Here is a 20,248-nt window from a genome sequence, read left to right on the forward strand (position 1 = left end):
CAATGACTCAGGCGGCATGCACCACAGGGTTCGGCTGAGACAGACCTTCCAGCTCGCCAGGGGCGAAGTTGTCCACCTGGATAGCTTCGTAACGCAGGGCATCGGCGGCCAGCAGCTTGTCGGCCTCATCCTTGCTCAGGATGGACTGGGACAGGGCAGCCGCGACCAGCTCGGGCAGGGCCATCTTGCGGGGCAGCTTGCCCTCTTTCTGGGCCTGCACCAGCTTCTTCTCGTAAGGCTGTACCGCCACCATGGCCAGGAAGGCGCGATCCATCAGACCGACCGGATCCGCATCATCCTTGCCCACGTAGCACAGCGCCGTCAGACGGTCGCGGAACTCGCCCGGCGTCATCATGGCCAGACAAATGGCGTGGCAGCGATCGTCCGCCGGCATCTGGTAACCCACACCGAACGGGAACACCACCCGCTTGAGCACGGCACCCGCCACCTTGTTCGGGAAGTTCTGGAAGAAGCCCTCGAACGCCTTGCCGATCAGGTAGAGGTTGCGCTCCACCGCATACTGCACGAACGGCAGATCGGAGACCATGCGGCCCTGATCCTCGTAGTGCTTGAGGGTAGAGGACGCGAGGTAGAGGTGGCTCAGCACGTCACCCAGACGAGCGGAGATCATCTCCTTGCGCTTGAGATCGCCACCCAGCATCAGCATGGAGACGTCGGCACAGAGCGCCAGCCCCTTGCTCATCCGTGACAGCTGCTTGTAGTAACGGGCGGTCTCGCCGCTCACCGGGGAACCGTTGAACTGGCCCAGGGTCAGCCCCTGGAACAGGGAACCGAAGAAGTTGCCGGTACCGAACGCGATGTGCTTCAGCAGCAGGGCGTCAAACTTCTCGAGGCCGCGCTCCACGTCGGTGTCGGCGGCCGCTTCCAGCTCGGCAAACACATAGGGATGGCAGCGAGTGGCGCCCTGCCCGAAGATCATCAGGTTGCGGGTCAGTATGTTGGCCCCTTCCACCGTGATGGCCACCGGAATGCCCATGTAGGCGTAGCCGGTGTAGTTCTTCGGACCCAGCTGGATGGCTCGGCCGGCATGGATGTCCATGGAATCATCCATGACCTGGCGCGCCATTTCGGTCATGTGGTACTTGGAAATCGCGGTGACGATAGCCGGTGCCTGCCCCAAGTCCAGCGAACCGGCCGTCATGCGACGGGCCCCTTCCAGCTGATACGTCAGGCCGCCGATGCGGGCCAGCGCCTCTTGCACCCCTTCGAACTTGCCGATGGACATGCCGAACTGCTTGCGCACATAGGAGTAGGCACTCACGGTACGGCTCGTCATGTGACCACAGGCGGTACCGAGTGCAGGCAGCGAGATGCCGCGACCGGCGGAGAGGCACTCCACCAGCATGCGCCAGCCGCGGCCAGCGTAATCCGGGCCACCTATGATCCAGTCCAGCGGAATGAACACATCCTTGCCGAAGGTCGGACCGTTCAGGAACGCCAGCCCCATGGGGTAGTGGCGATCGCCCACGCGCACGCCCGGGTGGCTGGTCGGGATCAGGGCGCAGGTGATGCCGAGCTCTTCCTTGTCACCCAGCAGTTTTTCCGGGTCATACATCTTGAACGCCAGACCCAGTACGGTGGCACGGGGGGCCAGGGTGATGTAGCGCTTGTTCCAGTTCAGACGGATGCCAAGCACCTCTTCACCCTTGTGCATCCCCTTGCAGACGATCCCCTTGTCCGGGATGGCGCCCGCGTCCGAGCCCGCTTCCGGGCCGGTCAGGGCAAAACAGGGCACTTCCTTGCCATTGGCCAGCCCCGGCAGCCAGAAATCCTTCTGAGCCTGGGTGCCGTAGTGCATCAGCAGCTCGCCCGGGCCAAGTGAGTTCGGCACCATGACGGTGACCGCCACGCTCAGGCTCTTGGTGGCGATGCGGGTGACTATGGTGGAGTTGGCAATGGCCGAAAACTCGCGGCCGCCGTAAGATTTCGGGATGATCAGGGCGAAGAAGCCTTCCTTCTTCAGATAGTCCCACACCGGCTCCGGCAGGTCTTTGGTTTCATTGACGATCTTGAAGTCGTCGACCATGGCGAGCAGGGTCTCGACCTGATTGTCGATGAAAGCCTGCTCCTCGGCGGTCAGCTCGGCCTTGCCGTAGCCGTGCAGTTTTTTCCAGTCGGGGTTGCCGCGAAACAACTCGCCATCCCACCAGACGGAGCCGGCTTCCATGGCCTCCCGTTCGGTGGCCGACAGGGGCGGCAGTATCTTCTTGAAGATGCCGAACACGGGACGGGTTACCACCTTTTTGCGGATGGAGGGCACGCCGAGCACAACGGCTATCGCCAGCACCAGCAGGATAAGCAATGTGATCATACTCAAGTTCCTTCTATTTCACTGTTTCCGTTGATTTATTGTTGGTTGTTACACGGCCAGGGAGAGCCTGGTCGACTCCACGGGCGCCCCGACACCGGACGCCAGATAAGGAATTACATTGCGCACCAGCCCTTCCACATCGAGCTGCTGGCCAAAGTCGGCCAGGGCGATGTCGCGCAGCGCATCGGCGGAGGCCATGGTGAACACGACAGTGCCCAGGGTGAAGTGCAGCCGCCAGAACAGATCCGCCGGTGACAGAGACGGATTGGCCTTGGAGATCGCCTGGGTGATCCGCAGCAAAATGGGGCCGTAGTGAGCCGTGATGAAGCGGCGCAGGTGGCCCTGGCTGTCGATGTAGCCACGCCCCAGCAGCTGCATGAAGATGGCGGGGCCATTGGTGCGCACCGCCACCAGCTTCATCAGGGGATCAACGAAGCTCTCGAACACCTGCAGCAGGGTCAGCTGCTCCTGCTCCATCAGGGTATTCAGGCGCGCATCCAACTCGGGCATGAACAGGCTCAGGTAGCGATCGAGCACTGCCTGGATCAGCTCCTTCTTGGAACCGAAGTGGTAGTTGACCGACGCCAGGTTGACGTCGGCCTCGCTGGTGATCAGACGCAAAGAGGTATCGGCGAACCCCCGTTCGGCAAACAACACCTCGGCGGCATCGAGAATACGGTTCTTGGTATCGATTTTACTCACAGGACACCTCACTTAAACGAATGTTTAAAAAGTACGTTTCACAACCTTTTATGTCAAGAGAATGTGAACAGGTGTTAGTGGAATGTTTTTGCTAAAAATGGAGAACAAGGCGGGAACTTAGCTGACAAACAACACTCTATATCTATGCCACTGCAATTAAACATTAAGTCTCGCCCAACCTGCTGCATGCTAGTTGGGCATTTTTTTGCCCTGTTGGTGTTGGTGACGATGCGCGGGCAAAAAAAAAACCGTCGCAGGGAGCGACGGCGGGGAAAAGAGGTTGCACCATCCTGATCCAACCCATCGATGCGAGTTCAGGCTTTCATCGATTCATCCATCATGGCGGCCAAGCGTGTTCAAACTTTGTCAACACCCCCGCAATTTGTGACAAAGTATGACAAGCCACAACATGGTCTCGACCCGCCGCCTTTGCTATGCTGGCGCCTCACGCCAGAAGGGGAGAGAAGATGAAGTATACGGTCGATACCCACACCCATACCGTCGCCAGCACCCACGCTTACAGCACCATTCACGACTATCTGCCCATCGCCAGGGCGAAGGGGATCAAGCTGTTCGCCACCACGGATCACGGCCCCGACATGGCCGATGCCCCCCACTTCTGGCACTTCGTCAATCTGCATGTTCTGCCACGGGTCGTCGACGGCGTCGGCATACTGCGTGGCATCGAAGCCAACATCAAAAATATCGACGGTGAAATCGACTTCCCCGAGCGCTATGAGTCTCGGCTCGACATGATAATGGCGGGCTTCCACGAACCTGTATTTCCCCCCTGCGATCAGGCTACCCATACCCAGGCCATGATCAACGCCATCAGGAGCGGTCGGGTCGACATGATAAGCCACCCGGGCAACCCCGCCTTCCCCATCGACATCCAGGCCGTGGTCAAGGCCGCCGCCGAATACCGAGTGGCGCTGGAGCTCAACAACTCCTCCTTCAGCCATTCCCGCCCGGGTAGCGAGAGCAACTGCCGCGCCATCGTCGAAGCGGCGCGCGATCTGGGTGCCTATCTCACCTTCGGCTCCGACTCCCACGTGGCGTTCAGCCTGGGGGATTTCGAGCACTGTCATCGGTTGGTGACCGAGGCAAACTTCCCGCTGGACAGGATCCTGGCGCGATCTCCCCGCGCCCTGCTCGATTTTCTCGAGAGCCGCGGCCGCGCCCATATTCCGGAGTTTGACAACCTCTGACATTGCCCGTAACTCCATGAGCTCACTCATAAAATTGATGTCAGCTCATTGACTTGCCTCGCTGTTTTCGGGAATCTAGTGCCACGCCGGTATAGCTCAGTTGGTAGAGCAGCGCATTCGTAATGGATAGTAATATGTTGTTGGTTGCAACATTGACACACATCAAGCCATTGTAATTAAAGTACTTTTATTGATTATGTTGTTAATTTAATTGACACGTCCAGTTTCACTGAATTATTGACAGATCTTGAGGGGGGATTGACAATCAACAGGCCAGATTGACACAAGCACAACCTTCGAACATGTAGGTTTTTCAAATCCGAATGTTGATTGTCACGATTTTGTAATGATCTCATATTTTAAGCTGACTTAGCTCAGTAGGTAGAGCAACTGACCCGTAATCAGTAGGTCATCAGTTCGATTCTGATAGTCAGCACCAGTTTTATGCACATGGTTTTGGGTTGTGTGAGTCAATGATGTCTTGAAAGCACTGTTCACTCCAAAAATCAGAAATACCCTGCTTTAGGAGTGATTCAAACAAGACTCGTTGATGGAGCTCATTCCAAGTAGGACTTGGTGGCTCCATCTGCACGACTCTTAGCATTGTAGGTACAGTTGGGTTGCCTCAACTAGTAACTCAATATTTCAGCACTCCCCCCAACTCCTTCATCACCTCTTCCACGGCTGCTAACCTGCCTCGTAAGACGCGATATTCCTTACAGGAGTGCCTGAGTACATTCTCAATGGTCGTTTCTAGCGCGGGGAAATCTGCTCGTAGCTCACCATACTCGGCGAACGTAGCCTGGTACTCCTGAATCTCACATTGATAAGAGCGTGCCTTGGCCTCTAGTACTTCCAGCTCCTTTAGCACCCCATTCTTCGCTTTCACGACTGGCTTTTGCTCCACCTGAGTTACTAGGACCTCTGGGCCAAGTAAATCTTCCCGAAAGGTTACTTCATCAAACATCGGTGTTTTAACGTAATTTGGGCGCAACCATTTATTGCCAACATCTCGCCTATTCAGGAGACCCATACCGACCAACTTGTTCAAGTGGCGGTATATGAGGCCATACCGTTTCTTTTGTGACAAGCTCTCGACCTTGTCACCAAATACAGCACTTACGCACTCCTGTGCAGTGAAATCGTTCAGCTGCAATCGAATGAGTGCTGTGTAGAGTGCGGTTGGTAGCCACACAGTCTGGGAGCCCATAAGTAATCCTCAGTCTCGAACGACAACAACTAGTAGGAATCTAAATTCGATTGCGGATTATAGTCCGTGGTCATGAGCCAGACAACTAGAGATAGTGCTCGCCAGAGAGAGGCGAAGCATGCAAGATCTAGCAAAAAAATTTGGCATTTTAGTTCGTGGAAAAAGGCTTCAAGCGGGTGTGTCCCAAGACTCGCTCGCGTTACTGGCAGATATTGATAGAAGTTACCTTGGTCGCATTGAGCGAGGAGAAGTGAATGTCACACTTGAGAAAGTCTATCGCCTTTCCGAGGTATTAGGTTGTGACATAGAAGATTTACTGCCCTAAATAAATATCACTGAAAACATACCGCAGTGCTGTTGATTGTCAGCTCGCGCATGACTACAACGGACAAGCAGTTAAGCCAACTTGTACTACGAGCCATAAGGCGAAATAGTGGTTTCAACCTCTTGGTTTCGGCCTCTTTCATCATCCCATATCAGCTTGATTGTTACTGCAAATGGAGCCCCCATTGCGGTAGCAACAATAAGATCAAAGTTGCCACCCGCCTGTATGACCTCAAGAGGAAGCGAATCATCCATGATGGAGAATTCTCTCACAACAGGACACTCTAATCTTACATTTTTAGCTGGTGATTTTCCTTTATTATAAATCTTTAAACGATGCCCCTTGCCGATCTTAACAACACGAGCATTAAGGTCTGCACTGATAGCATCAATAGCATCCTCTTGTTCTTTACGCAGTAGCAACTTGTTCAAATGATTGGCTGTGTTAGCAAATTCATTCTGACGTCGATTAAACTCCAATGTTCTATATGCAGAATACACAGAGAGTAGTAATGCCAGAAGCGAAACAATATCAGTTAGAGTCATCGCTTGAACCCTTTGAACATTTTCTTTAAGTCTTTTTCCACATCGGAAATAAATTCTTTTTGAAGATCTTCGACCATAGCATCTATCGACGTAGAATTCTGTTCTATCAATGATTCTTTATCGAAACTATTCTTGCAGTCGGAACAAATTAATAATTGTTCCGAGACAATTTCAAACTGATCGTTACCACATATAGGACAGAGCATTGTCGCATTTATTGTATATTCACTTTTCATTGTAACCCTCTTAAACCATATAACCCATGAATTGAAATGGCTAAGTATCAAAAATTAAACTAAGCGACATATACACCTATTCTTTTCTCAGCCATATGTAATTGCCCATTTTTATATACAGAAACATACATATAATGTAATCCTAGATAAGCTGTCGGCTCACGGTGGACTGCAAAATAGTTATTGTTTTGTTGATACTGCGCATCAACGAATGTTTCATGATTTCCGCTGTTCTCAGGATACGCTCTCTTTGCATCTAAGCCATTATTCTCAACCCTATATCTAACCTTATAACTAGAGTCGCTCGCACCTCTGAAAGTAACTTTGAACCTAATACTTCTATTTTTAGGTACTATCCTCGCACAAGAGTAATATACGTCCTGTGAAGGTGAACCATTACTATCGGTGAGGGTCATTTCTACTGAAAAGTCATCTGGATAATATGGGATCATATTTAAACCAGTGTCTTTCAATGGTAACAGCTTTAAATAACTATCACTATTTAATTCGAACTGCTTATAATTAATTTGATTGCCTGTAGCATCCCTATAATTTGGCTTTACATATCGGTATATGTTGTCACCTTCCTTTTTTAAATCTAAATAATGGTCAGGAATATCAATTAAACTCCTTAAACTATCACCTATCATTATTTTGTTTTTTGAAGCTGACTGTTGCAGTTTCGCAGCAACATCAACATAGAACGATGTTGCCGTTACTTCCGATGCCCCTTGATATCCATACATCCCCCATAGAACATTTTCATCGTTTCCATAGTCAATACCAATACGTATACTAACAGGGTCTATATCTTGCTGTTCAAGACCAGGGGATACCACATCCTCAATAAATTTCACAAGACATACTGCACAATTGATAGCATTTACCGCCGAATTCTCTGGTCTCTGCTCTGTTCTAAAAAATGCAAGAACCGCATCTCCCATGATACGATGGACATGGCCATCAAAGGCCAGAATTGTTTCTATAGCACATTTTATAATGTCATTTTTTATCGAAAATACCATTTCTGGTGGATAAATAAGACCTAATTTAGTTGAGTTCTTAATATCTATGAATAAAGTGGTAACATAACCCCTCTTTGTTTTTCTATCATCTACTAGATAATCAAAGTCTGGGTGTCCACCTATCTTGTTTTTATTAATTCCCTCTTTACCAAAACAACGTCTCAATTGCCTCTGAATGTCATAATCATTCTCAACGGAAATTTCACTTTTTGTAACCACACCAGTTGATTTAAGGAGGTCATGAGAGTCCATGGCGAATGACTCCATGATCATGCCATCAACTCCAGAAGCTCTCTTCATTCTGTTATGCGCTTCATTTATTTTGCTATGAGAGAATGATTTCTCATAAATATCTTTAATTATGCTAGACATATGCCCCCCGAAATATTGAAGATCCACACAAGCATAATCAATGTAATTGGGAAAAGATTATACTTTGAAAACTTACCCGCCCTTTCAATAGATGCCATTTTCACACTTGTTATTACAGCCATCTCATGAACTTGAATTGATAAATCTTTGATATAGTCCTGATAGGAAATGCTCTCCATTTTACGTGCGTATGTGTCAGCATTAAATTTCCCACTTACAGAACCAAAAAAAATCACTGATGGCTCAGAACCAGCGGATGTACTTCCACTTGATAAATTAGGCCAAATCGATTTAAAAACATAATAAAGACTCGTAATACAAAGAAATAGAGACGTAATACATAGCAAAACCATCAAGCTTTTATAATCGTGTTGACTTTTCATGATGGCATCGAACTTTGATAGAATGCTAAATGCAATTGCGGCGTTGAACGATGTCAACAAACCACATTTAAAATTTACAGTTGCAATATAGGCATCATACCTTTTTAAGGTATCCCACATTCCAGAAATGATGACCTTTTTAGCATCATCAACTTTCACATCATCAATATCTTGATCTGGCTTTTTGAACCACACCGATTATATCCTTCTTAATGCGACCGACATTGACCACTATAAAGTTAAAATTATCGATTTTTGTTAGCCTGAGACAAGATACTTCCGGCCAGAGTTTTTGTGTTTTCGTTGTACTTACTGCTTTGCAGCACCATTGAAGCAAAAGACTCAATCTGAGCACCTGTTTGCTTTCCTACCTTAACCTGGGATAAAGCAGAAGCAGCAAGAGAACGTGCTGTCACAGAGGAGGTAGCATCATTAAGCACTTGTGCAGCAAGTGTTGCGACGTTATCAGAGGTAGTTTTGTTGCTCGAAGCCATCACTATATCCTGTATCTTTTCCATTAACAGAACACTACATATGGTGCTGTTTGTACATACAGCAAAAAGATACCTGATCCGAATGAGGCGATCAAGGAAAACGATTGACACATCAGTAAGATTGTTTTTTAACCAAAAAGAGACTCATTCTCACCTGATTAACAACAGTTCGCCTAGCACGTTGCTTTCAGCAAATACCTCGTGAATTTCGATTGCCATGTTGCTGGTAAAGAGTCCATTTCTTCACTATTTATCGAACTTCGCACATACAGAATCCAGGCCTCAGAGACACCAGAGGTGTTGGCTTGCGGTTCTGTCCAGAACGCTCAGATCGCATCAAGAGGGGCAACTAAGTCTAAGCAGGTCGTGAAGCTATGTGGATTGGGTCGGTCGAGAAAGGGCGTCCGCAGGTGTTCTTTAGCTGTTTTCGCAACCAGGCAACGCTCTGCCCATCTACATGCCTTTCTTTAAAAACATAATCAGAAGAAAAGGATCGATTATTGGTTCCAAGAAACATCGAAAACTATCTGTCAAACATAAAAAGAAGCCCATGCATCACACGCATGGGCTTACTCAGCATCAGATAAGAAACTCTTCTAGAGCTCTGCCGCTGGCCACAGCTTCTGCTATCGCTTTAGGCATTCTGCCCTGACCAGTCCAGCTCTTCTCCTGACCATTCTCGGTGTATTTATATTTTGCAGGACGAGGCGCTCGCTTGGACTTTGCAGCCCCTTCGGTCTTAACGGTAGCGGAGGAGCCAACCAACTCACTCGGGTCAATCCCTGCATCTCGCAACATCTCAGTGAACTGAGCCAGCTTCTGATGACGTTCCGCAGACTCTTGTCTGATTTTGGTTTCGTGTTGCTCCCGCTCAGCAAACACTTCTTCGAATTTTTCTTTAACTTCGACCAGCTGCTCAAATGACAACTCACGCAGAACAGCGCGAAGGCTGCGGATATTAAGCAGGGTTTTCAAAAAATCATTCATTTACGACCTCATGTATCACTTTATTAAATCGAATGGATTATCACTCAATATCGCCAACAGCTCCATTGGTTTTTACATCAATCTAGATTAAATAAACCATTTAGATAATACATAAGTGAACCACATTCATTGTTCTCCATTCCAGTTTTGGTGTTACTTCCTCGCGTCGTCACGAATAATACTTTTTACTTCAACAACGGCAGCACCAACGGGAACGCTGATCGAGCTCGATAGCTCGCCATTTTGAGTCCTGGTGATCTCGGTATCCCCTTTGTACCAACACCATTCACGGTCAGTTCTCGTGTCAGAAGCCTCTAAGATCCCGCAGCGATAGTCAAAATTGATGGCCATATGAAAATTTCTCAACCTAATGCCAAATTGTGGAATTCAGTTTTCATCTATTACCGATCAGTCAAGATCTTGAGTTAAGCGCGTCAACTCTCGAAGTGGGTTTTCAACACCAATTTTATCCGTAAGAACGATGATCTGCTTTCCAATATCAAAAGCCGGGGCTGCAACAGCCCGCCCAGTAAGTTCCAGCGATTGAATGACAGAGTTTGCCTTCTTTAACGTTTTAAAAGCCTTTGCGGTTTCAGGACTCAGGCCCCACCACATACCCGTCATATCTGGGCTTGATGCGTACTTAACCAAGAATTCGTCCTTATATGGATCATGAAGAAGCCAACCCAACATTTTTGCGTGAGCAGGTAGCCCCCACGTTTGTTTCAGTTCATGTACGGATGGTTCTTTGTTCATGACCTAACCTTCTTATTCAGGACTGGTTTGTGAGATCTAGCATAGTCAATACACTACTGCTACGTAAAAAACGTGAAAAGCCTTCATTACGTATTTCTATACGTGTGAAAAAAACAAGCACTGTCTATGAATTGTTTTTGTGACTTTTGAGAGGTCATATTTGAATCTCATCATTTTCATAACTTCCCTTACCGTTCACTGCCCTCGCTGCCAACCTAATGCAAGTGGTCCTGGCATATAAGTGCTGAATGCAGTCGCCCTTATCTGCGAACTCTATGAACAGTGGATTTTCGTTGGCAATAAATCACTACGACACCAGTCCAGAGCCAATGGCGATGGCGCTTGTTTTTGACGAAGTACCATTGTTCATCGAGCTCACAGATAAGTGCCACATCATCAAGCGCGGCTTGGTCGGAGGTTACTTGCCTTGGGTTGAGTTTTTTAAGGTGCGCAGGACGGTGTTGATGCCAACCTTGAGCACACGAGCGGTGTCACGGACACCAGCGCCATTGAGGGCCATATCGACAATCTTGTCTTTCACCCCAGGTTTGCGGGCTTCATAGGTATAGGTGAGCTGGAAGAACAGGAGGGCAAGCTGTGCATCGGAAGCGGGCATGACCAGCTGAGGTTTTACCGTGGCGATATACGCGGTCAGATTGGCAACGAGGACAGTGAATGATGAGGGTGGCCATGAGGAATGCTGAGTCTCAAAAGCCACAATCATACATGCTCAACTGATTGGAGGCATCACCGTTTTTCTAGTCGTTCTTGTTGGAAACTGCATCGCTAGATAAGATGGAAGATGATGCATTTACGAGTATATCGGCTACATTTCTCTGAGAGTTCATATTGTTGAACGCCCGAATATCCCAATAAAATAAATGATCAAAAACTCCATTATTAACATTTGTCTTGGCAGCATTAATTTTCTCAACTGAGATTTTTTTATCGCTTGTAAAATCAACGGTGTTGTAGAATACCTGTATAATCTCAAATTGATTCCAATTCATTTTGGCAGCTTTTTCAACAACGTGAATCAATTTTACGTCATCGCCCTGAGTTGCTAAAGCATCTAAAAATGTCAATGCAAGATTTCTGGCGAAAATTATTTTTGGTGGTGCGCTATAAAAATTAGATTCGATTTCTTTGAAAAACAAGTCGTCACACAGCCCTTTCTTGACAAACTCCTTCATTTTTATGATGGTATCACTACTAACTTTTTCGTTACCTAACTTTACGTTATCAATATCAAATGCATCATTTAATATATTTAGTTGCACAGGAACACCTAGTTTTTTAAGTGCAACAAGTACAGCCTTCTTTTCAATTGCAGAGCGATTGTTAAAGTCACTTTCTGCCTTTTGATATGAATCATATTTCCCCAATAAATCAAGGATGTCGGTCATTAATTTTCTTGGATATTTTAACTTAGACTCTTGACGCCAGATGATAATATAGGCGCCAGCCCAAGTGCCGACAAAAGCAGGTATAGCAATGTCTTTAATGGAATTTATAAATGCCAAAATATAATCCATGCATACCTCTTGTAAATATCAACCGGTGTCGCTTATACAACGTCATAAATTAATCTCTTAGACTTTTTTAGCGACATCCTATGGTAATCAGCAGCCATTGGCTTTCATGGTATCATATGGCCCTTTACGTTCAATGGGAAAACAATGTCTTCTATGGGGGTTAGAATAATATTCTCTAGATGAATCCAATATTCCCCTCAACACGCCAAAAAGCGTCAGGGTCTACGGTTTGATAATCCTCCGAGACCACGTTTTGCAACCGATGCTCCTGTCTCAAGTTTGCCAGTGCTTGGACTAAACAGTCTTCGCACAGATGTAACTGAAACCTCTCACCATCGTGCTGCACCGAGCCATACCTCACAATGAGCTTCGAGAGCTCCATACTCACATGAACCAATTTAGTACTTGGTGCTGCATCCACAGACATCGCAAAGATTATCGACGACCTGTTCTGTTGGGACAATTTGTTCAACTTTCATGGAACCACTCCCCGTTGCTTACGCTGATGCAGGTCTGTGTTTTTGTGAGCTAGCAATGCTAACTCCCAGCCTGTGATTGTATGAAGCACCAATCAATGAGTACAAAAATTGAATCAACTCCAATTGACACCAACTTTGTACTAGGCGTAATGGATATTGATGAACTCGATTACCATTCACTGACCACTTTTTTTAGTTTGTGTATCGAGTGTCCCGGATGCTCGCCGCTGTTTTTTTTCCTGCTAACTTGGCAAGTTGAAGTGGTGAGACAGGCACTGGGGGTAGGAAGCTATCAAGCTGATCGGCAATATTCATTGCTCGCATCAATCTGACGACGGTGACCAGATCGGTATTGCCTGTCTCGGCGTGGATTACTTTCTTGCGAGTCACACCTGCCAGTGCAGCAAGTGCTGCTTGAGTGATGATGAGATTCAACCGTACCAGCTGCAATCTCGCCCCCAGCTCTTGGGTTATAGCATCGACAGGATCGCTATTGGAGATGCTCATGTTATGTTCCATTATTGGGACGCTTGAGCCTTTTTATGCCGTTAAGTTCCATATATGGAACATAATTGGAGTGACGAATAACACCATCACGGTTCCTTTTGGTAAACTAATTTGGCAATACATTCCATATAAATCCGCTTTCAGCTCTTTATCGTATTGGCTAAATATTCTACGGGCTACCGTACAACAGGCGGGTCATTGAGAAGCCTCAGGAGCAGTAACATGTCGCATCAAACCCTCACCGTGGAGAATAGCCGCATTCGCGTCACCGTCAGCCGCGAGATAGCAGATAAATTCCTGCCAACAGGCGTTACCGGTCGCGATGAGTCCCCCGGTCAGGCGCAACGTGGACGTCTGCTTTCTGCCGCGATGGGCAAATTAGCCAGCGCAACCGAACTTCGTCTCCGGCTCACTAATGATATCGAACGGGCTGATGTCATCGCACTAGCCCACAAGATCCTGGTGCGTGATTATCTGGAGGAGCACAGTCACTACAACGTCAACGAGGTGATCATGCGCCTCGAAGAGGGTCATCTCATGCACAAATACATGGCCCAAGAAGTCACGCTTGCCAACGCGCATGCTCGCGGTGTCTTGAAGCCTATTTCGCAAGACGACGCCCGTTTTTACGTGGCGTCAAGGGTGATGGCTGGGGTGCTCTCCCCCCATGAATGCAGGCAACTGGAAACCCGCGTTGAGCTATTGCTGAGCCGCATTGGCATCGATGCAACAGAGGCCCTGGATAAAGCCCGTCACGCCGTACAAGCGCAGGCCAACATCGCGCACCACTATCACATGTGTCGGGCCAATCAGACGGGTTGGAAGATTGAGGTCATCGGGGAACTTCCGGCTCAAGTGGGCCTATCTCGGTTGCTGCCGAAGGATGATTAATGGATCGCAATCCCAGACCTACCTCAGCCAACTGACCTTGGCTAGGATGGATGCTAACTGTGATTTCTCGGAAAGATACCAGCCTCATTGGGGGATTGGGAGGCGGCAGAAGTCCTATCCAAAAGACCTCACCACTTGATACCGCGAACTTCGGCCACCTCCCGGCAATGGGACCACGCAGCCTTTCGTTACCATATCTGCTAGGTGACGTGTCGCAGTCGGCTTACTTACGCCGGTCAGCGTCTGATATTGACTGGCACTTATGGTATTCACAGTATCTTGATCGCGGATTTCCAATAGATGGTTCAGCACTAATATTTGCTCAGGTAATAGTTGAATTGCCTGATATTTTTGCCAAAAAGCAGTCTTGTTCAAGTCAGCTTGCACTTGAGAGATAGCACGCTGCAAGTCCGCTTCCAGTGTCTCAAGAAACCAGACTAACCAAGGTGTGATATCTAAGCCTCCTCTTTGAGTCTGCTCCAGAAGCTGATAATACCTGTCGCGCTGCTCAAGTATGGTGACCGACATGGCGTATAGGCGGATGGTGTGCAGGTCTGCCTGGGCTAACGCCAAATCTGTCAGTGCTCGTGCTACTCGGCCATTTCCATCTTCAAGAGGATGTAGCGTCACGAACCACAGATGGCTGATTGCAGCCCTAAGCAGCGGATCAAGAATTGGGTTCAATCGACTTTCGTTAAACCACTCAATAAAGTTTTGTAATTCAAGCTCCAAACCTGCTCGGGGTGGTGCTTCAAAATGAACCACGAGCTGGTCGAACCGCCCTGATACGACCTGCATCGGCCCATCGTCACGCAATTGGCCACCACTGATGCTGCTACCTCCAGGAAGTGATGCAGGGAATAGCGACCGATGCCACTGTAAAAGCCGCTCAAAAGAGAGCTTTGTTTGAGTATCACCAATAGCGTCCATCAACATGGCTGCTAGTCCGTCTGTTCTTTCTGATGTAAAAAGATGATCGACCTCAACGACCCCGAGCCGCACTGCCACGGACGCTCGAACGGACTGCGCATTCAGTGCCTCCCCTTCGATAGCCGATGAGGCCATGATGTTGGCAACCAGAGTATCCAGCTCTTGAATCGGGGCTATCGCACAACTCCCCAGCAGCAGGCCAAGCAGACGATGAAGTGAGCGTAGACGTGGTTGAAGAACCTCGTCCTGCCAATGAAATGTTGGCCAGCCTGCTTGTTGCCAAATCCAACCCATCGTCTGAACTCCCCCATGAAATGAGGCGATTATGCACTTTATTTGGCTCACTTGATGAGCCAATTATTACACATGATGCTCATTGATAGGGACTGCCGGAGATGAACCGATCATAAACGTCATTTTGAAAAGTCTGCTGTTATGCTAGGAGCAGCTTTATGGAAATTGCAGAGTAGGGAACACTTATCGATGCCTCACGCCGTTCATCACCCTCGCACTCGGGTAACCGCTGTCAGCTCTGTCATTACCTCTCTGGGCATCCCTCACAGCCCGCTGGAGGCACACCTGTGGATTGTGGCTGGTGTTTCGTCCCGAAGCTTGCTGGGTTGATTGGGGAAAGTGCTCGGGCTGTTTGTGACCTGGTTGGCATTAGCCAAAGCACGATCACTCGGAAGATCGCAACCTGTTCCCCTCTATCCACCGAGCAGGGTGCCAGAGTTTACGGTGTTGTACTGGCTCTTGATGCAGCTCTCTCACTGCATGAGGGAGATATAGTGAAATGCGCGTCGTGGTTGAGCAGACCAGCCAGGGGACTGGGAGGTGAGAAGCCTATCGATGTATTAAGTACAGCGATGGGAGTCCAAGCGGTTGTCGATCTCGCAGGACAAATCGAACATGGGGTGTATTAAACGAGCCTTCCTCCTCAGTTTGGTTAAAGACCACACTCAGTCGAACAAAAAATTATTCAACATTCCGCTGCGTTGCCGCGAATAGATCCACTTTCTTCTTTGCCCATAATCCCCCCTCTTTTTTAGCTGTAAATCATCACACCTCATTGAATACCAGAACAGATTCTAGAATATTGCTATAACCACCAACTTGAGAGTTCTCAATCACAGAATACCAGCGAGTCAAGAACGCCTTGCCCACTGTGAACGCCTCCTTCTGTCGATCCAGCTGATTTGCTGCGAATGAGGTATCCAGCATAACAGTGCTCAATACTGGCAGGATTGCCATCTCCCTGAACGGTGAACATACCCAGTTCGCTGATCAAATCAGTCACCTGATGCAGCTCCCCTTTGCGCACAATCAATGCAGGCATAGATCTGGGATTGGGGTGTAAGCGGCGCATCAACGACCAGGCCTGATATTGTTGGGGAGCAAGCGTTGCCAGTTTTGCCAAGATGTCGGCCCCAAACAGGCAATGCCCGCCACCTTCTCCCTGATTTTTAAGCACCCAACTATCGGAGGGAGCCGCTTTTACAAAGTCAGCGCTATCTGAGGTAACAGGATGCATCTCTCCCAGAAGATTTCTCGCTCTTGCGGCCTCTTGCGGGGCCAAACCAAATGCGACCAGTCCATCTTCTCCCAGACGAGATAGCAGCATTTGCACTCGCTTACTCGTTGCCAACTGCTGGGCAACCGTTGCATTGACTGCGACTCGATGTTGCTCAATCAACACACGAGTCGCCATCAGCGACTGGCAACATCTCTGCTCTTTGAGGTCGGCAGCTTCATAATCGGAATACTGATACCCGGCGCGAAGGTAGACGGTATCGAGTGGCCCGACACCATTGAGGATCAATCTATTGTTGGCACCCGTGCTCAATTGATTGTGAAGCTCGCGAAACGTTCTGCGCTGTGTCTCTATCCCTTTCTGCTGGAGAGCAAACTCAAGCAAGTGCTGATCAAACACATTGTTTTCATGCTCTTGCACAATCATCAAAAACCTTGCCGGGCCAAGGTCTCCAAACTCCTGCTTAATCTTGAAAGTGGCTTTGGCAATGCCAGCCGATAGCCCCTCAATGGCCTGATTATCGACAAGCTCCCCCACTGCCTGATGCGATAACTCGGCATATGCAGAGGGACATTGCTGTTGTAGATAGCGGTGCAGTTCATGTATTCGCTGGCCGAATGGCCCCATGCCAGCAGCGATGCCATTGAATTCAACAAGCTTGTGACCATCGCCCTTATCGTCCATAAAGTCGCTGCGCATAATGAGCAATGGCAGCCGGGGAGCTTGGTTGGGTGATGAGTGTATTTGTTGATGCATGCGAAGCAGGGCTGAAAAGAAGGGATCTCCAGTCGTGATGGGATTAATCGCATCGAACAGGAAACCGTGATCCTCAGATACTGAATAGATCAGTTTGCTGAGGATCTGGGCCGCACTTTTTAACTGCTGATACCCCCCTCGGCTTATTGGTGTTGGCGTCAGGGTAAATGGGGTATGCACGGCAGAATGCACCGACTCCTTGAAGGCTACGCCGTGTGTTAACGCCCACTCGACTGCATCATCTTTGGTTTTTTGGATGCCAAGAGAACTCATCACATGCTCCTGATTGCTGGATCACTTAATACGATGCCCCTTTGCATCAACTACCCGCTCCCCATCTTCCTTGGTGAAGGCCCCTTGCTGGCGGCCTGGCAAGATATCCAGCACGACTTCTGACGGGCGACACAGTGTGGTGCCAAGCGGGGTAACCACTATGGGGCGGTTGATCAGGAGAGGATGAGACAGCATGGCATCGACCAACTCCTCATCACTGAACCGCTCCTCGGCGAGGCCCAGCGCCTCATAAGGGGGGACATTCTTGCGCAGCAGGTCGCGCACCGGCATCCCCATCGCTTGAATAAGGGACTCCAGTGTCTCGCGGCTCGGTGGGGTCTCCAGGTAGCGGATGACTATCGGCTCAACGCCGGAGTTACGGATAAGCTCCAGCGTGTTGCGAGAGGTGCCACATGCCGGGTTGTGATAAATGGTGATCTTGGCGTCATTCATGATTAGGCCTCCGCTGCCACATAATTGCGCTTCATACGCAGGGCTACATTGACCAGGGCGATCAACACCGGTACTTCAACCAGCGGGCCGATGACCCCGGCGAAGGCCTGATCCGAGTTCAGCCCGAATACGGCGATGGAGACCGCAATGGCCAGCTCGAAGTTGTTGCCGGTGGCGGTAAAGGCGATAGAGGCATTCTTGTCATAGGGGATGCCGAGTTTCTTGCCGACCAGGAAGCTGGTGAAGAACATCAGCACGAAATAGACGACCAGTGGCACAGCGACCCGCAGCACATCCATCGGCAGCTCGACGATCATTTCCCCCTTGAGGCTGAACATCAGCACGATAGTGGCCAACAAGGCGATCAGCGTGATGGGGGAAATAGCCGGGATAAAGCGCTCGGTATACCATTTTTCTCCCTTCGCCTTGACCAGATATTTACGGCTCAAGAAGCCCGCAAGGAAGGGGATCCCCAGATAGATCAGCACGCTCTCGGCGATATCCAGCATGGTGATATCCACCGTAAAACCCTGTAAGCCGAACAGCGGAGGCAGTACGGTAATGAACAACCAGGCCATAAAGCTGTAGGTTAAGATCTGGAAACCGCTGTTAAGCGCCACCAGGCCAGCACCATACTCTTTGTTACCCCCCCCCAGGTCGTTCCACACCAGCACCATAGCGATGCAACGCGCCAGACCAATCAGGATCAGGCCTACCATGTAGTTCGGGTAGTCATGCAAAAACACCAGGGCGATCACAAACATCAGGATGGGGCCGACGAACCAGTTCATCACCAATGAGAGAGTGATGGCCTGACGGTCACGAGTCATCGCGCCCATGGTGCCGTAATTCACCTTGGCGAGCGGCGGATACATCATCAGGATCAGGCCAATGGCCAGCGGAATATTGGTGGTGCCGACAGACATCGCCTCGTTCCACTGAGCCACCTGAGGGAACAGATATCCAATCCCGACCCCAATCGCCATGGCGACAAAGATCCAAAGGGTGAGGTTACGGTCGAGAAAGCTCATTTTTTTGCTGACGGGCAGATCGCAGCAGGCATTGGTACTCATTATGAGGCTCCATGAGAGTTGGATGAAACGGAAGGCTGATGGCGTGGCAAGCCGATGGAGATGAATGCCGCCAACAGAATAAAGAGAGTGGAGATCCAGAGGCATGCCTCAAGACCGTAGAGCTGGAACACCAGCCCCGACAGTAGGGTGCCGAGCAGGCGCCTAGGGCATTGGTCATGTAGTAGAAGCCCACATCCAGCGATACCCCATCAGCACCGGCATAGCTGACGATCAGGTAGCTGTGCAGAGAAGAGTTGATGGCAAACAGGGCACCGAACAACATCAGACCGCCTATCAGGCTGATGGCCGGATGCACCCCATAGTGGAGCGCCAGCGCAATCAAGGCAGGGATCAAGGCCAGCGACAGCGCCCAGCGCATCGCCGCCTTACCATCGGGCACACGCCCCTGGCGCTTACCGGTAAATCGGGGGGCCTGGGTCTGCACCACCCCGTAAGCGATGATCCAGAGCGCGAGGAAGCCCCCCACATACCAGTGATCCCAGCCAAAGCTGGATGCGAGGTACACAGGTAACGCCACCACGAACCACACATCGCGGGCACCGAACAGGAACAGGCGGGCTGCCGACAGGTAATTGATGGCGCGACTCTTGGAGAAGATTTCACTGAACTTGGGTTTATTCTTGGCCTTGCCCAGGTCACGTTTCAGCGTCAGCATGCTCACGCACCACACCAGCGCCAGTGCGAGGGCCATGACCAGCACGGCCCCCTGAAACCCGAGCAAGGTCAGCAGGGCACCACCGAGGAAAAACCCCATCCCCTTCAAGGCATTTTTCGAGCCTGTCAGGAGTGCCACCCACTTGTAGAGCTGACCCTGAGCCTCCCCCGGCACCAGCAACTTGATGGAGCTTTTAGCACTCATCTTGTTGAGATCTTTGGCAATCCCGGAGAGCGCCTGCGCCGCCATCACCCAAGGCACCGTCAGCCAGACTGACGGCACCAGCAGCATGCCCAGCGCCAACACCTGGAGGGCCAACCCGATGTTCATGGTGCGGTTAAGCCCAAGGCGAGCACCGAGCCAGCCCCCCACCAGATTGGTCACGACCCCGAAGAACTCGTAGAAGAGAAACAGGGAGGCAATGGCCAGCGGGCTGTAACCCAGCCCGTGGAAGTAGAGCACCACCAACATGCGCAGAGCGCCATCGGTCAGGGTAAAGGCCCAGTAGTTACCGGTCACCAGCAGGTACTGGCGGGTCTCGGGGGAGAGTCGGGTCAGTGCCATGGCCG

General features: G+C 49.8%; 21 protein-coding genes, 1 tRNA gene and 1 pseudogene. 5 read left to right on the plus strand and 18 right to left on the minus strand.

The window, feature by feature from the left end:
* Positions 1-7 precede the first annotated feature (7 nt).
* Positions 8-2,332, minus strand: coding sequence for an acyl-CoA dehydrogenase (locus CK910_RS21380; protein WP_043554080.1), 2,325 nt, complete (start codon positions 2,330-2,332; stop codon positions 8-10).
* 48 nt (positions 2,333-2,380) lie between these two features.
* Positions 2,381-3,034 carry a TetR/AcrR family transcriptional regulator gene (locus CK910_RS21385; RefSeq protein WP_043134650.1) on the minus strand — a complete coding sequence of 218 codons (654 nt, stop codon included), beginning with the start codon at positions 3,032-3,034 and terminating at the stop codon, positions 2,381-2,383.
* A gap of 467 nt (positions 3,035-3,501) precedes the next feature.
* Here CK910_RS21385 and CK910_RS21390 point away from each other — a divergent pair, with 467 nt between their 5' ends.
* Positions 3,502-4,242: a phosphatase gene (locus tag CK910_RS21390; protein WP_098984635.1), complete on the plus strand. Its 741-nt coding sequence runs from the start codon at positions 3,502-3,504 to the stop codon at positions 4,240-4,242.
* Positions 4,243-4,605: 363 nt separating this feature from the next.
* Positions 4,606-4,681 (plus strand) — tRNA-Thr (locus CK910_RS21395).
* Between the two features lie 198 nt (positions 4,682-4,879).
* Here CK910_RS21395 and CK910_RS21400 read toward each other — a convergent pair.
* Positions 4,880-5,452 (minus strand): hypothetical protein, encoded by a 573-nt coding sequence (locus tag CK910_RS21400; protein ID WP_098984636.1) that lies wholly within the window; start codon positions 5,450-5,452, stop codon positions 4,880-4,882.
* Between the two features lie 118 nt (positions 5,453-5,570).
* Here CK910_RS21400 and CK910_RS21405 point away from each other — a divergent pair, with 118 nt between their 5' ends.
* Positions 5,571-5,777 carry a helix-turn-helix domain-containing protein gene (locus tag CK910_RS21405; protein ID WP_098984637.1) on the plus strand — a complete coding sequence of 69 codons (207 nt, stop codon included), beginning with the start codon at positions 5,571-5,573 and terminating at the stop codon, positions 5,775-5,777.
* A gap of 86 nt (positions 5,778-5,863) precedes the next feature.
* Here the strand turns inward: CK910_RS21405 and CK910_RS21410 are convergent, their stop codons facing one another.
* The 10 genes and pseudogenes from CK910_RS21410 to CK910_RS21460 form a co-directional block, all read right to left on the minus strand.
* Positions 5,864-6,322 carry a hypothetical protein gene (locus tag CK910_RS21410; RefSeq protein WP_157774657.1) on the minus strand — a complete coding sequence of 153 codons (459 nt, stop codon included), beginning with the start codon at positions 6,320-6,322 and terminating at the stop codon, positions 5,864-5,866.
* Entirely contained in the window at positions 6,319-6,558 is a 240-nt protein-coding gene (locus tag CK910_RS21415) for an ECs_2282 family putative zinc-binding protein (protein ID WP_098984639.1), read from the minus strand. The genes CK910_RS21410 and CK910_RS21415 overlap by 4 nt, the downstream gene beginning before the upstream one ends.
* Before the next feature lie 59 nt (positions 6,559-6,617).
* Positions 6,618-7,955 carry a nucleotide-binding domain-containing protein gene (locus tag CK910_RS21420; protein ID WP_216640169.1) on the minus strand — a complete coding sequence of 446 codons (1,338 nt, stop codon included), beginning with the start codon at positions 7,953-7,955 and terminating at the stop codon, positions 6,618-6,620.
* On the minus strand, positions 7,943-8,533 hold the full coding sequence (locus tag CK910_RS21425; RefSeq protein WP_098984640.1) for a Pycsar system effector family protein: 591 nt from the start codon (positions 8,531-8,533) through the stop codon (positions 7,943-7,945). Before CK910_RS21425 ends, CK910_RS21420 begins: the two co-directional genes overlap by 13 nt.
* A 50-nt stretch (positions 8,534-8,583) precedes the next feature.
* Positions 8,584-8,856: a hypothetical protein gene (locus tag CK910_RS21430; RefSeq protein WP_253852771.1), complete on the minus strand. Its 273-nt coding sequence runs from the start codon at positions 8,854-8,856 to the stop codon at positions 8,584-8,586.
* Positions 8,857-9,411: 555 nt separating this feature from the next.
* On the minus strand, positions 9,412-9,819 hold the full coding sequence (locus CK910_RS21435) for an H-NS family histone-like protein (RefSeq protein ID WP_098984642.1): 408 nt from the start codon (positions 9,817-9,819) through the stop codon (positions 9,412-9,414).
* 408 nt (positions 9,820-10,227) lie between these two features.
* Entirely contained in the window at positions 10,228-10,575 is a 348-nt protein-coding gene (locus tag CK910_RS21440) for a hypothetical protein (RefSeq protein ID WP_050490569.1), read from the minus strand.
* A gap of 320 nt (positions 10,576-10,895) precedes the next feature.
* Positions 10,896-11,267 (minus strand): annotated as a pseudogene (locus CK910_RS21445) (IS1 family transposase); the annotation flags it as partial.
* A gap of 66 nt (positions 11,268-11,333) precedes the next feature.
* The gene (locus tag CK910_RS21450) at positions 11,334-12,110 is read right to left on the minus strand and encodes a hypothetical protein (RefSeq protein ID WP_098984643.1); all 777 of its coding nucleotides are present in this window, start codon (positions 12,108-12,110) and stop codon (positions 11,334-11,336) included.
* A 671-nt stretch (positions 12,111-12,781) separates the two neighbouring features.
* A complete protein-coding gene (locus CK910_RS21460) occupies positions 12,782-13,096 on the minus strand; it encodes a helix-turn-helix domain-containing protein (RefSeq protein ID WP_098984644.1) in 315 nt (104 codons plus the stop codon).
* A 222-nt stretch (positions 13,097-13,318) separates the two neighbouring features.
* Between CK910_RS21460 and CK910_RS21465 the strand changes: the two genes are divergently transcribed.
* Positions 13,319-13,987, plus strand: coding sequence for a hypothetical protein (locus tag CK910_RS21465; RefSeq protein ID WP_098984645.1), 669 nt, complete (start codon positions 13,319-13,321; stop codon positions 13,985-13,987).
* 114 nt (positions 13,988-14,101) lie between these two features.
* On the opposite strand, the gene CK910_RS21470 is transcribed toward CK910_RS21465, so the two are convergent.
* The gene (locus CK910_RS21470; protein ID WP_098985198.1) at positions 14,102-15,211 is read right to left on the minus strand and encodes a DUF4172 domain-containing protein; all 1,110 of its coding nucleotides are present in this window, start codon (positions 15,209-15,211) and stop codon (positions 14,102-14,104) included.
* A gap of 287 nt (positions 15,212-15,498) precedes the next feature.
* Between CK910_RS21470 and CK910_RS21475 the strand changes: the two genes are divergently transcribed.
* On the plus strand, positions 15,499-15,840 hold the full coding sequence (locus tag CK910_RS21475; RefSeq protein ID WP_253852772.1) for an antitoxin Xre/MbcA/ParS toxin-binding domain-containing protein: 342 nt from the start codon (positions 15,499-15,501) through the stop codon (positions 15,838-15,840).
* Between the two features lie 200 nt (positions 15,841-16,040).
* Here CK910_RS21475 and CK910_RS21480 read toward each other — a convergent pair whose 3' ends face one another.
* Genes CK910_RS21480 through arsJ form a run of 4 tightly spaced genes read right to left on the minus strand, consistent with a single transcriptional unit; the run spans position 16,041 to position 20,243 of the window.
* Positions 16,041-17,477 carry a glutathione synthase gene (locus tag CK910_RS21480; protein WP_098984646.1) on the minus strand — a complete coding sequence of 479 codons (1,437 nt, stop codon included), beginning with the start codon at positions 17,475-17,477 and terminating at the stop codon, positions 16,041-16,043.
* A 21-nt stretch (positions 17,478-17,498) separates the two neighbouring features.
* The gene (arsC, locus tag CK910_RS21485) at positions 17,499-17,930 is read right to left on the minus strand and encodes an arsenate reductase (glutaredoxin) (protein ID WP_098984647.1); all 432 of its coding nucleotides are present in this window, start codon (positions 17,928-17,930) and stop codon (positions 17,499-17,501) included.
* Positions 17,931-17,932: 2 nt separating this feature from the next.
* Positions 17,933-19,003 (minus strand): ACR3 family arsenite efflux transporter, encoded by a 1,071-nt coding sequence (arsB, locus tag CK910_RS21490; RefSeq protein WP_172955388.1) that lies wholly within the window; start codon positions 19,001-19,003, stop codon positions 17,933-17,935.
* On the minus strand, positions 18,942-20,243 hold the full coding sequence (gene arsJ, locus CK910_RS21495; RefSeq protein WP_253852773.1) for an organoarsenical effux MFS transporter ArsJ: 1,302 nt from the start codon (positions 20,241-20,243) through the stop codon (positions 18,942-18,944). The genes arsB and arsJ overlap by 62 nt, the downstream gene beginning before the upstream one ends.
* Between the last annotated feature and the right edge of the window lie 5 nt (positions 20,244-20,248).

Source organism: Aeromonas sp. CA23 (genome assembly GCF_002587065.1).
GTDB classification, from domain to species: domain Bacteria; phylum Pseudomonadota; class Gammaproteobacteria; order Enterobacterales; family Aeromonadaceae; genus Aeromonas; species Aeromonas bestiarum.

What these genes read in the sequence shown, in the direction of transcription:
- CK910_RS21380 (WP_043554080.1), bottom strand. Translation starts at nt 2,332, where the DNA reads ATGATCACATTGCTTATCCTGCTGGTGCTGGCGATAGCCGTTGTGCTC.
- CK910_RS21390 (WP_098984635.1), top strand. Translation starts at nt 3,502, where the DNA reads ATGAAGTATACGGTCGATACCCACACCCATACCGTCGCCAGCACCCAC.
- CK910_RS21400 (WP_098984636.1), bottom strand. Translation starts at nt 5,452, where the DNA reads ATGGGCTCCCAGACTGTGTGGCTACCAACCGCACTCTACACAGCACTC.
- CK910_RS21405 (WP_098984637.1), top strand. Translation starts at nt 5,571, where the DNA reads ATGCAAGATCTAGCAAAAAAATTTGGCATTTTAGTTCGTGGAAAAAGG.
- CK910_RS21410 (WP_157774657.1), bottom strand. Translation starts at nt 6,322, where the DNA reads ATGACTCTAACTGATATTGTTTCGCTTCTGGCATTACTACTCTCTGTG.
- CK910_RS21415 (WP_098984639.1), bottom strand. Translation starts at nt 6,558, where the DNA reads ATGAAAAGTGAATATACAATAAATGCGACAATGCTCTGTCCTATATGT.
- CK910_RS21420 (WP_216640169.1), bottom strand. Translation starts at nt 7,955, where the DNA reads ATGTCTAGCATAATTAAAGATATTTATGAGAAATCATTCTCTCATAGC.
- CK910_RS21430 (WP_253852771.1), bottom strand. Translation starts at nt 8,856, where the DNA reads ATGGAAAAGATACAGGATATAGTGATGGCTTCGAGCAACAAAACTACC.
- CK910_RS21435 (WP_098984642.1), bottom strand. Translation starts at nt 9,819, where the DNA reads ATGAATGATTTTTTGAAAACCCTGCTTAATATCCGCAGCCTTCGCGCT.
- CK910_RS21440 (WP_050490569.1), bottom strand. Translation starts at nt 10,575, where the DNA reads ATGAACAAAGAACCATCCGTACATGAACTGAAACAAACGTGGGGGCTA.
- CK910_RS21450 (WP_098984643.1), bottom strand. Translation starts at nt 12,110, where the DNA reads ATGGATTATATTTTGGCATTTATAAATTCCATTAAAGACATTGCTATA.
- CK910_RS21460 (WP_098984644.1), bottom strand. Translation starts at nt 13,096, where the DNA reads ATGAGCATCTCCAATAGCGATCCTGTCGATGCTATAACCCAAGAGCTG.
- CK910_RS21465 (WP_098984645.1), top strand. Translation starts at nt 13,319, where the DNA reads ATGTCGCATCAAACCCTCACCGTGGAGAATAGCCGCATTCGCGTCACC.
- CK910_RS21470 (WP_098985198.1), bottom strand. Translation starts at nt 15,211, where the DNA reads ATGGGTTGGATTTGGCAACAAGCAGGCTGGCCAACATTTCATTGGCAG.
- CK910_RS21480 (WP_098984646.1), bottom strand. Translation starts at nt 17,477, where the DNA reads ATGAGTTCTCTTGGCATCCAAAAAACCAAAGATGATGCAGTCGAGTGG.
- arsC (WP_098984647.1), bottom strand. Translation starts at nt 17,930, where the DNA reads ATGAATGACGCCAAGATCACCATTTATCACAACCCGGCATGTGGCACC.
- arsB (WP_172955388.1), bottom strand. Translation starts at nt 19,003, where the DNA reads ATGAGTACCAATGCCTGCTGCGATCTGCCCGTCAGCAAAAAAATGAGC.
- arsJ (WP_253852773.1), bottom strand. Translation starts at nt 20,243, where the DNA reads ATGGCACTGACCCGACTCTCCCCCGAGACCCGCCAGTACCTGCTGGTG.